We start from the raw sequence: 11485 nt of genomic DNA, 5'->3' as shown, positions 1-11485 counted from the left end.
ACTACTTATTTTCATTGTAATAGCCTTGTAGTGTAAACATACTTTCACTTTTTTTATCAAATTCGAATTTATAGATAGGTGTACCTAATTTTAAATTTGATCCAGTTGTATGTCCAGAACTTAAAAAGTTACTTGTGATTTTAACTTCGTTTGGTTCCTGTGATTTTGGAATTAACAATAAATACTCTTTAACATTAATCAAATAATAAATATCGTTAAGGTATATTTTTTTATCTTTTAAAATGGCCCATTCCTTGAATTCTCCTTTGTAATTTTTTTCGGTCAATTGAATAGCTTTTTCTTGGCCAAAAGAAATATTAACCAAGAAGAAATAGAAAATTATTGAGATTAAATTTTTCATACATTTTATTTTTGTTCGATTCAAATGTATGATAAGGAGTTGAATAAGTGATCACCCAATTGGGTGAAATAGAGTTTTTGTATAAAATAACAGCACCTTCGACTCGATTCCGAAGGTGCTGCCGCTATTTAACCGCATAGACCCTAACTATGCGACTCTTGATTGTCTTATAATGTTTTTGTCGTATCTCTTGAATTAATTTGAAATAATCAATACTTATTCGTCGACAAAATGAAAAGTATTAATCGGTTAATGTTTCTCGTTTTACAACATTGATTAATTCAAATTCACATATTCCTAAAATTTTATATCACCATATTTTTGCCTTCAATAATTTTGTTAATAATTCAATTTACGCTGTAGGTTTTAAATAGTTACAGTCCTATTGTTTGTTTATAGGTAGATAAGATTATCTTATCACAGCTATCAATAGCGAATTATATACCAAAAGGGTAAGTTTTATTAGGGTGGCTGATTATTAAGGTGTTGAGTAAAAAAATACTACATTTTATTTTTTCAAAATGAAAATAACGACTAATTTTTGAAAAAACAGAAAACGGAATTGGACGGAGATTTCACCTTTTGAGGTTATACTTCCTCTTTCGTTTCGTTGATCAATCTATAAACTGTCGTTTGACCTATATCTAACTTTTGAGCGACCAATTTGGTATCGTTATTATACTTTTTCATGAGTGCTAAAACAATTCTTTGATTGTATTCACGCATACTGATCTCTTCAACCATTAAATCAGGTAATAGATCTTTATTGGTTGCCAATTGAATGTCTTCGTCAAAAATCACATTCGAATTAGATATCACACATGCTAATTCTATAATTGATTTTAATTCTCGGATATTTCCAGGCCAGACATAACGACTTAATTTTTGTTTAGCAGTTGAGTCTAACTTCTTAACCTCAATATCATTCTCTTTACAGAATAATTTCAAGAAGTGTTGAGATAGTATTAATACATCATTATCTCGTTCTCTTAATGGCGGTAAATGAATAGGGAGTCCGAATAATCTATAATATAAATCTTCTCTAAATTTCCCTTCCTTAACGTCTTCGATTAAATTCCTATTGGTTGCGACTATTATCCTACAATTCGTTGGAATTGTGACGTTCGATCCAACTCTTGTGATTTCTTTTTCTTGTAATGCTCTTAGTAGTTTTACCTGTGCATTTAAATCCATCTCACCAATCTCATCAAGAAATAAAGTACCGTTATTGGCTTCCTCAAATTTCCCTTTTCTTTGCATTGAAGCACCTGTAAAGGCACCTTTTTCATGACCAAATAATTCGCTTTCCAATAAATCACTTGGTATGGCAGCCATGTTGATGGCTATAAATGGAGCCGATTTTCGATTAGAGTTAAAATGGATAGCCTTTGCAACAACTTCCTTTCCTGTTCCTGTTTCTCCAGTTAGCGTTACCGTAATATTTGTTTGAGTGGCTTTGTCAATTAAGTTGTATACTTTTTTGATCGCATCACTTTGACCTATGATGGTTTTTTCAAAAGTATATTTATTGGCAACCTCTTTTTGCAAGGATTGAATCGTGTTTTTAAGGTCGGTGTTTTTATAAATATGTTGAATTGTATGAAGCAATCTTTCTTTGATATCTTTCGATTTAACCAAGTAATCATAAGCACCAGCTTTGAGAAGTTTAAGCGCCGTTTCAATCTCTTCTTGTTCAGAAATAGCGACAATCTCTATCGCTGGATTGATTTTTTTAACCTTTTGTATTAATTCAATACCATTCATATCAGGTAAATTATAATCTACAGTTATTGCTGCTGGATTTTGACCAATTTCAGCTAACATAGATTTACCATCCATAAAACTTTTCACTATAAAACTGGGATTCAGCGACAAACTATGGACCAATAATTTATTGTACCATTCATTATCTTCAACCACAAATACTAAAAAGCTATTTTCATTCATATTTAAGCTACTAATTTACGTTTATTTTTTTTTTACAAAGTTAATTTCCGCTGATACATTTGTTAAAACCGGTCTACTGATTTCTTCTAATTTTTGAATTAAGCGGGGTACATTTTCTAAATTTATCCCATTCCTTCTGTTGTTTTCTATTGCCTTTAAAATCTCATATAATGCATCGGCTTCGATATGTAAACATGGAGGAGCAATTTTATGAGCAGCAGCAGACATTTCTTCCCAAGCTTTATTTCGGGCATGTAATTTAATTTCTTTGATTCCTGCTGTTGTGCTAGACATAAAAGTTTCCAACATATCTACATAAAAGGCGTCATCATCTGCTGACATTTCTTTTAACGCTGTAAATTCACCAGTCGATTGAATTGGAAGATCTGATTCTAAAATTGAAAATACATGCGCCAAAAGATCAGACGCTTTAAACGGCTTGGTTAATATTTTACTAAATCCAATTTTTAAATAATAAGATTCGTTGGTAGTGATATCTGCAGTTAGACCAATAATTGGAATCGATTGATTTGGATTATCAGTGGCTGAACGGATAATTTCTGTTGCAGTCACACCATCCATTTTAGGCATTCTTATATCCATCAAAACTAAATCAAAGGTGCGATGTTCTAACATATCAATCGCATCTTTACCATTTGTTACAACAACAGTTTCACAAGCGTATTTAGAGAATATTGTTGTTAATAATTTGCAATTAAACGGTTCGTCATCAGCTATTAAAATTGATTTTGATTGTAAACTCGATTGGATATTGTATTGATCCCCTTTTTTAACTGGCTCAACCTGATCAATGACTTCCGTTATTTCATATTCCAATTCAAACTTGAAATTAGTTCCTTCATTTATAGCACTCTCTATATGTATACTGCCATTATGTAAGTCTATTAATTTTTTAGTAATGTTTAAGCCTAATCCTGTGCCACCATACTCTCTACTCGTACTTACGTCTCCTTGCTGATAAGCTTGAAAAAGGTTGGCTATTTGCGTTTGACTCATACCAATTCCAGTATCCTTTACATTGACAACAAGTTTAAATGTTTTATTGCCATTTATTTTTGCTTGCGCGATAATGTTTATCGTACCGTGCTCAGGTGTAAACTTGATGGCGTTGGTTATCAAGTTTAGCAGAATCTGTCTCAAGCGATGAGCATCACCTTTAGCAAATGGCAATGGGTCGTTTTCGATTAATACAATTAAGGCGATTGATTTTTGCTGAGCAACCGCGGTGGACATTGCAATTACATCTTCAATTACCTCCTGAGGAGAAAAGCCTATTTTTTCAAGAATAATTTTTTCCTGTTCTAACTTACTCACATCTAATACGTCATTCACAACCTCGAGTAAATGATCAGATGATTTACGGATCATATTTATTTGCTCTTTTTGAATTGGATTTAATTCGCTCAATGCGATTTGTTCAGCAAAACCGGACAAAGCATTCATTGGTGTTCGAATTTCATGACTCATATTGGCTAAGAATTCAGCTTTCGATGTAGCCAATAATTCAGACTTTTCTTTCGCTTTTTGCAAAGCAAGTTTATATGTATTATTGGTTTTAACATAATTGATGATGATAAACACAAGAATTAATAATAAGACCCCGATAGCACAACAAAACAGCGCAATTTGTAGGTTTGTGTTTTTAACAGCTTCTTTAGCCAACAATGTTTTCTCCGCAATTAAATTTAATTCAGAGGTTTCTAATTTATCTAAAATGGCACGAATTTTCCTAGAAATAATGCGGTCTTCCGCAATTAATGACAACTCTTTTCTTACATGTACACGATTAATATGATTCTCTTCAATCTCAACGGTTTGAATTTCACGATTAACGTCAGAAATATTTACACGATTGATTATCGTGACAATTGTATCAAGTTCTTTTTTATTTTTTTTAAATAAAGCGCGGCGTTCAATTTCGATAGGAACTTTTAAAGTATCCTCGATCGTTGGCGCTTCTTCAATTTTTGTCGATACCTTTTTTAGGGCAGCTTTTACCCTAAAATCTGGCTGGAGTAAAAGAATATCGTTTAAAATTTCGAATTTTATATCTGTGTATATTTTTAGCGAATCAAGTCGAAAATCACTGAATTTTTTCGCTGGAATCAATGCTTGAAGTTGCACCAATTTCTGATCGACTTCTTTTTTTATTGTGTCGATTTTATTGATATAAGTGGCATCTCGTGTTAAACTATATGATTTTACATTGTTTTCGGCATCCGATAAATCGTTCAAGATATCTTTAGCTGTGACTAGGTTTATATCTGGACGTACGGCTTCACTAACTTGCCCAACAATATTTGAAAATCGATTATACGCGTAAAAACCAATCATCGTCACTAAAGTGATAACAACAATGATAATAGCTAAAATTTTATACTCAAAAGCGTACCTGCTTTTCATAAAAATTAATGGGTTATTGATAGGATGTAAAGGTATTATGTTTTCACCAATTCTTTACAGAAAGTATAAAGTTCGAAATTTTTATCGAAAATTATTAAAATATTAAATAATAATAATTTCAATTTAAAATTTGTTGTAAGTCACTGTTTGTATATGTTTTAGGTCGGTAAGGCAATCTGTTTAATCAAGTTAATCGAATAAAAACTTGGTGTTTGTCGAATTTATTTTGAGTTCATATAATTAAATAATAGATTTATATCACCCAAAACTTAAACCCAATGCTACTTAAACAATTCTCTCGAATATCCATATTCGCTATTTTTATTTTTATTCCTCAATGTCTATTTTCTGCCAATTATTATTGGGTTGGAAATAATGGAGATTGTGACGAACTTTCTCACTGGTCGAACTCCAGCGGAGGAGCAGGAGGCGCATATGTTTCTTTGCCAACTGCGACTGATAATGTAATTTTCGATCTAAATTCATTCACACTGCCCGGTCAAATTGTCAACGTGAATATAGATCTAACATGTGCAGATTTAAATTTCAGTGGAGTATTAAACAATCCCGAATTTGCTGGTAGTGGTTCATATACTATAGAGGTGTATGGAGATTTAACTTTTGATACTGGGTTGGTACATACTTTTTTTGGTGATTATCATTTTTTATCAAATGCTTCAAGCACAATTTCTTCAGCCGGAAAAACATTTAATGGCGATATCTTATTTAATAGGAGTCTTGGCCATTGGAATTTAAGTGATGAGATGATAGTAAGTGGTGAAATTGGATTAAGATCAGGAGAGTTTAATACAATGGACCAAAATTTAATTGCGGGGAATATAAATGCAAACCTTGGTACGCAATTACGTACGATAGATTTTGGAAGTTCAATTGTTACTTTGATTGAAGAAGGACTTGCATTAGACTTAAGAGGGAATACGACAAATTTAACTGTGTTAAATACAAGTGCTGTCCTCAATTTTACAAATACTGATGATATTGTGGTAGAAGTCGGAGCAATTGCGAAAACTATTCCAACAATGCGATTTATTAATTGCTCTGGTAGTATTGAAATCGTTACTGGAAGTGTTGAAGACAATACAAACAGGATTACTTTTGGAGATATTGAAGTTTTAATTGATGGAGTTGAATTTATCATAGATTCTAATAATGATGATTCTAATATTAAAACTTATGGTAGTGTTACATTGCCAAATAATTGTCGGTATATCATTGGTTCAGGAGATGGTACAGGGGGGTATGGAGGAACTGATCATACTATTTTTAATGATGATTTTATTGTTGGTAATGGCGGACAAGGTGATATGCATGGTAGATATGTAGAGTTTTTGTCCGATTTTATTATTGGTGAAGATTCGGATTGCAGGTTTAGTAGAGATGTTCAATTTCAAGGAGATTTTTCAGTAAATGGAACTGATTTAGCTCACATAATACTTGATCAAGATGCTGAATTTGCTGGAAATTTAAATTTTTCTGGAACAAACATCGTGAGGATTGACGGGGAAACGAATATCGTAGGAGATTTAAATATTGCAGATGATGGCAATTTAACGTTACAAAACAATGGAGGGGCTGCCACTACATCTATATTAGGAAGCATAAATTTGGGTGCTGAATCTATAATTGATATTGGTGGTGGTGAAATAGGTGATTTTACAATTGACGCGATTGATTTATTAAACGAAGCACAATTGAATATAAATACCAATACGTCTATCACAACAATCAACGATTTGACTTTAAGTTCATTTAATATCGTTCGATTTAATACAAGTGCTGTTACCAATATTACGGGTACTTTATCTTCTGTAGGTTTATGTGATATATGGTTATGGTTACGATCTTTAAATGATGGCGAAACTGCGGATGTCAATTTTAGTAGTTTACAAACAGTAACATCTAATATTTGTCAAGATATAAATGTGACGAGCTTAAATATGACGAATACGGCAGGTGTAGATCTCTCAAATAATTCTGGTGTCTTATTTACTACGCCTGTATTAGGTTTAACTTTTTATTGGGTTGGAAATACAATTGGAAATGCAAAAACGGGTCTTTATTCTACAGGCATAAATAATGATTGGTCAAATCCGGATAACTGGACCTTGATATCTGGTTTATATACTGGAGCAAATACTTGTATTCCCGGTCCACATGATGATGTAGTTTTTGATGCGAGTTCATTTAATGCCGGAGGCGGTACAGTTGATATTGATCTTGTTGTTCAGGGTTGTAATAATATGTTATGGACTGGAATCCCTGCGGGAATTAGTCTTGACGGCAGTTTAACAGAAACAAACCGCGAATTAATAGTATTTGGAGATCTGGAATTACACGGCAATCTTGATAATCAATTCGAAGCTTTAATCACCTTTTCAGCACACGATGTAGGAACAAGAACAATAACAAATAATGGAGCACAGTTTTTTGGACGAATTGATTTTGAGTTTAGTGGAGGTACATGGTCAATATTAGACAATATGGATATGAATGGCGGAACTAGAGCCGATGTTAATTTTATTAGTGGTACTGTTCTAGCGAATGCTATTGATTGGTCAATTGAAGATGATTGGTATGTTTATGATGGCGTTTTTGACGCTGGTACGTCAACAATTATTTTCGATGGACCAGATACGCAAACGAGTCGTCAAGAGATATTATCAAATGGCAGCCCTTTTTATAACCTAAGTATTAATAGAGAGACAAATGGTGGTGGAAATGCTAATTTTTGCGAATTAGAAGATCCATTAACAGTGGATAGTGATTTAAATATACAAAGGGGGGGGCTAGCAGATAGAGGTTTTCAAATTACTGGAAATGCATTTGGAAACTTGACGATAGAAGATGCCGCTAGAATAGTGTTAGGGGAGTCGGGCTTATTGACGACTTTTCCAACTGATTTTTTAAGTGTTAATATTGATTTAAACGAGAGAGGTAGAACATATTATAATAGTGATTTAACGCAAATTGTTTCGAGTGTACCAACATACGGAGCTTTGTATTTGCAGAATCACGATGGAAGTTTGGTGGATAAAATTTTAGATGGTCCTATTACAATAAATGATATCCTTTCAATTGGGAACTATAATAATTTTATGGATGATGGTTTTCAGATTACAGGTGATGCTGGAGAAGAATTGCAAATGGATCCAAATGCCCAATTGACAATTGGAAATACTGTTACTGCGACAGATTTCCCAACGAATTTTAGCGTATTTGATTTGAGAGAGCCTTCAACGGTTGTTTATAACGCTCAAGACGACCAAGAAATAAAAGGCATGATAGGAGCAGGGAATTCGAGTTATTGGCACCTAACAGTTAATTATCCTGCAATGTTCGGGTCATCTGAGAAAACATTGGTTGGAGATATAAAAATTAGAGGTGATTTTAGTATTCACGATAATAATATAGTAGATATTGACGATCCTAATGATTATTCAATTGAATTATTGGGAGATTGGTTAAATGAAGGAACATTTGTTCAACACGAAGGCTTAGTTAGTTTGACAGGAACAGCTGAGCAAATCATTAGAGTTGATGGAGCAAATGAAACTTTTCATGATTTGACAATTAATAATACAAGTGCTGCGGGAATAGTAATTGAAGACGATATTACTATAGATAATGACCTGGTTTTAACTGATGGTATAATTTATGAAGGTTCTTTAGGTAATGAAGTGGTTCACATAAGTACTGGAGCAAATGTCACTGGCGCTTCAAATGCATCTCATGTAAACGGAAGGGTTGAGCGAACTGGAACTACTGCATTTGACTTTCCTGTTGGGAAAAACGGATTGTATCGTCCTATTTCAATTGGTGCTTCTTCATCAGGAACAGTAGGATTTATAGCAGAATACATTCAGTCGGATCCAGGTTTTATTTTCGACCCTTTATTATTGATTTTAGGAATAGATCATATTAGTCGATGTGAATATTGGAATTTAAATAGGAGTACTGTTGCTTTGGGAACGGTTAGCGTGAAACTTTCATGGAATAGTTCAACAAGTTGCGGTATAGTTAATATGGCAGATTTGCGGGTGTCTAGATGGAATTTGTCATTGTGGAACAATGAAGGTAATGGAGGTACAACAGGTAGTCCAATAATAGGAGATATTCTTTCGGCAGGGAGTGTTAGTAATTATGGTACATTTACTTTAGGATCAATTAGTGATGTAAACCCATTACCAATTGAGCTATTAAAATTTTATGCAGAGCTGAATGAAAATGTTGTCGATTTAGATTGGGCAACAGCAAGTGAATTAAATAATGATTTCTTTACCGTTCAAAGATCGAAAGACGGCATTAATTTTGAGGATATAGAACTAATTGAAGGTGCAGGTAATAGTTCAAAAAGTCATGATTATAAGTCGTGTGATAGCGCACCAGTTTTTGGCGTATCATATTATAGATTAAGGCAAACAGATTTTGATGGTATGTCAACTTATAGTGAAATAAGAACCATAAATTACGAGCCAATCACAATGCTGCTTTACCCAAACCCAGTTAAAAATGGATCTTATTCTCATTTAGTGATTGCACAAGAAATGGGAGCAGGACTTATTGAAATTTATGATGTTAACGGGCAATTTATTCTTAAAACAGATGGAGTAGTGGGAGATAATCTACTAGACCTATCTAATTTGCAAAAAGGAAATTATTTGGTAAGATATACGAACGAAAAATTTACAGCGACTCAAAAGTTGGTTTTACAATAATTTTTTAGGATGGAAGATTTTATGTAATCGCCGGTATAATTCGGGATGATCACTTTTTAAACTATCTGGATCTTCGAAGTAAAACTCTCCCGTAACTGCTAAAAATTCGATTGCATTCGCTTTTGCATATCCTCTTATCGAGAAGATTTCGTTACCTACTTTGTCCGCTTTACGTTGCGCAAATTCTTTCCATTCTTCAATGTCTTTTTCAGACATACGGTCGTAAAGAATGCTATCAATTTTACCGTCTTCCATATCCATTAAGTGAATAAACTCATGAATAGCAACATTTTTCTGGTCTTTATCGTCAGAAAACCCTTTATAAAGAGCAATTCTTGATAGCCACAACTTCCCTTCCATACTTCCGGATCCGACAAGTCCTTTGGCTAGTTGACCCGTTGATGGAATTTCAAAATGATTGGGAAAAATAATGATTTCATCTAAATTGGAATAATGCCAATTATGAATAGCGAATGTAGGAATTACGCCTCCTGCTGCAACCAAAATTCTGTCTAAATCCGTGACTTCAGTTTGATGGCCACTAATTTTGTAATTCAAGAGAAAAATATGAATCTGCTTCTCAAAAGACCGTTTCTTAGTGCTTGGTAATTTTTGATAAAAAGGTACGCGTAGTTCTAGAATTGATCTCCACTCTTTCGGGAAATCTCGAGTAGGCATTCTTTTATTTACTTTACGTTTTTTTTTAGTTCGTAAATAGCCAATAATCAACATTCCAACTATTAGGATAGCAAATATTCTCCAATCGTAGTCCATTTAAATTCTTACTTGTTAATATATATTGTTCGCCAGGATATTGAGTCGCGTTAAAATTTAGCTTTATCCGAACAGACATAGTTTACTTTCAAAACTAATATAATTTGTGGCGAATTGGAAATAGTCTTACACAGAAAAATTTAAGCCCAAAGTGATAATCTGTTTTCTATGCTTCAGTTTGCCCCAGTCATCAGAGAAAACGAAAGGAACAAAACTATTAATCAATTTTAAATTTGCGTAAAATGATATGCGCTTCTTGATATAGAATCCAGTTGCAAATGATGCAAAATAAGAAAGATCGGTACTTTCTGTCGCGAATGATTCAGTTATTTTAGTTGTGTTGTCGGATCGCTTAGAGTTACTTAAAAAAGATAAGTTAGTACCAATGGATGGTCGAATAAAAATGGTTTTTCCGAGTGTCAATGAAACTCTTAACGGAACGGTAATATAATTGATCCTATAAGTGTCTGTTGCTGTTTTATAACCTCGTTGGTCGTAAATCACGCCTGAACCAATTGAAAAGAATCGCGAGTTCATCCAATAATTTACAGTAAATCCAGGGGAAAATGTTTTTCTTGAAATCTGTTTAAAACTTATTTGTTGATCACAAAATGAATGGCCAAAGGAAAGTAAAGGACCTATTTCAACTTTTTGCGCATAAGTCAAAGATGTTAACAAGAAAATTGAAATGAAAATAGGGAGCTTCATAATTAGGTTAACGCAAAAAAAAGATTTTTCGTTTGCGTTAACCTAAAAAATGAATAATTATTTTAAAATGAACGAGTTATTTAGTTGCAATCAGCTTAAATCCTTCAACAATAATGATTTTACTGCCCTCATCCATTACCGGTATATTCTCTAGTTTTTTAGCATATGCTCGGTCAGGATAAACACCTCTACCTGGTACCATCCAATCATTCTGAACAAGTTGGTAATCGACAAGGTCATAATTTTCAAGAACGTAATCTTTAAATTTTTGATCGAAAGACTTTCTTTGAGCATCAATACCATCATGGTCACCTGGGAATTTTGCCTCTAAATATTCTGACATATAATAAACATTCCCTTCAGCTGTTTTATCGATAATGTAAATAAATCCGCCTTGCTGTTGAGCATTAGAAGCTATAGGCAGTGAAAAAGCAAGTAGAAATAATAATAATATTCGCATAGTTTAGATTTTAGAATAAAAATAGAAAAAAAAAGACCTTACAATAAAATTGCAAGGTCTTTTTTAATGCTTTAG

At 33.2% G+C, this 11485-nt stretch carries 7 protein-coding genes; 1 reads left to right on the top strand and 6 read right to left on the bottom strand.

Features of this window, described 5'->3' with window-relative positions; all coding sequences use genetic code 11:
• Position 1 precedes the first annotated feature (1 nt).
• From T367_RS0107170 to T367_RS0107160, 3 genes are all read right to left on the bottom strand, one after another.
• Positions 2–361: a hypothetical protein gene (locus tag T367_RS0107170; RefSeq protein ID WP_027419231.1), complete on the bottom strand. Its 360-nt coding sequence runs from the start codon at positions 359–361 to the stop codon at positions 2–4.
• 588 nt (positions 362–949) lie between these two features.
• On the bottom strand, positions 950–2308 hold the full coding sequence (locus tag T367_RS0107165; protein ID WP_027419230.1) for a sigma-54-dependent transcriptional regulator: 1359 nt from the start codon (positions 2306–2308) through the stop codon (positions 950–952).
• A gap of 21 nt (positions 2309–2329) precedes the next feature.
• On the bottom strand, positions 2330–4732 hold the full coding sequence (locus T367_RS0107160; protein WP_027419229.1) for an ATP-binding protein: 2403 nt from the start codon (positions 4730–4732) through the stop codon (positions 2330–2332).
• A 278-nt stretch (positions 4733–5010) separates the two neighbouring features.
• On the opposite strand from T367_RS0107160, the gene T367_RS23780 reads away from it, so the two are divergent.
• The gene (locus T367_RS23780) at positions 5011–9468 is read left to right on the top strand and encodes a T9SS type A sorting domain-containing protein (protein WP_027419228.1); all 4458 of its coding nucleotides are present in this window, start codon (positions 5011–5013) and stop codon (positions 9466–9468) included.
• On the opposite strand, the gene T367_RS21695 is transcribed toward T367_RS23780, so the two are convergent.
• From T367_RS21695 to T367_RS0107140, 3 genes are all read right to left on the bottom strand, one after another.
• Positions 9460–10242, bottom strand: a complete 783-nt coding sequence (locus T367_RS21695) for a M90 family metallopeptidase (RefSeq protein ID WP_084274340.1) — start codon at positions 10240–10242, stop codon at positions 9460–9462. The two genes, T367_RS23780 and T367_RS21695, sit on opposite strands and share 9 nt — an antisense overlap.
• 126 nt (positions 10243–10368) lie before the next feature.
• Complete coding sequence (locus T367_RS0107145) at positions 10369–10950, bottom strand: porin family protein (protein ID WP_027419227.1); 582 nt, start codon at positions 10948–10950, stop codon at positions 10369–10371.
• Positions 10951–11026: 76 nt separating this feature from the next.
• Positions 11027–11410 carry a hypothetical protein gene (locus T367_RS0107140; protein WP_027419226.1) on the bottom strand — a complete coding sequence of 128 codons (384 nt, stop codon included), beginning with the start codon at positions 11408–11410 and terminating at the stop codon, positions 11027–11029.
• Between the last annotated feature and the right edge of the window lie 75 nt (positions 11411–11485).

Origin of the sequence: Crocinitomix catalasitica ATCC 23190 (assembly GCF_000621625.1) — a bacterium.
GTDB classification, from domain to species: domain Bacteria; phylum Bacteroidota; class Bacteroidia; order Flavobacteriales_D; family Crocinitomicaceae; genus Crocinitomix; species Crocinitomix catalasitica.
The sequence above is the reverse complement of the archived record's forward strand: the minus strand, read 5'-3'. Positions and strand labels throughout refer to the sequence as shown.

Coding starts and splice junctions, on each gene's coding strand:
- T367_RS0107170 (WP_027419231.1), bottom strand. CDS start 361: ATGAAAAATTTAATCTCAATAATTTTCTATTTCTTCTTGGTTAATATT.
- T367_RS0107165 (WP_027419230.1), bottom strand. CDS start 2,308: ATGAATGAAAATAGCTTTTTAGTATTTGTGGTTGAAGATAATGAATGG.
- T367_RS23780 (WP_027419228.1), top strand. CDS start 5,011: ATGCTACTTAAACAATTCTCTCGAATATCCATATTCGCTATTTTTATT.
- T367_RS21695 (WP_084274340.1), bottom strand. CDS start 10,242: ATGGACTACGATTGGAGAATATTTGCTATCCTAATAGTTGGAATGTTG.
- T367_RS0107140 (WP_027419226.1), bottom strand. CDS start 11,410: ATGCGAATATTATTATTATTTCTACTTGCTTTTTCACTGCCTATAGCT.
- T367_RS0107160 (WP_027419229.1), bottom strand. CDS start 4,732: ATGAAAAGCAGGTACGCTTTTGAGTATAAAATTTTAGCTATTATCATT.
- T367_RS0107145 (WP_027419227.1), bottom strand. CDS start 10,950: ATGAAGCTCCCTATTTTCATTTCAATTTTCTTGTTAACATCTTTGACT.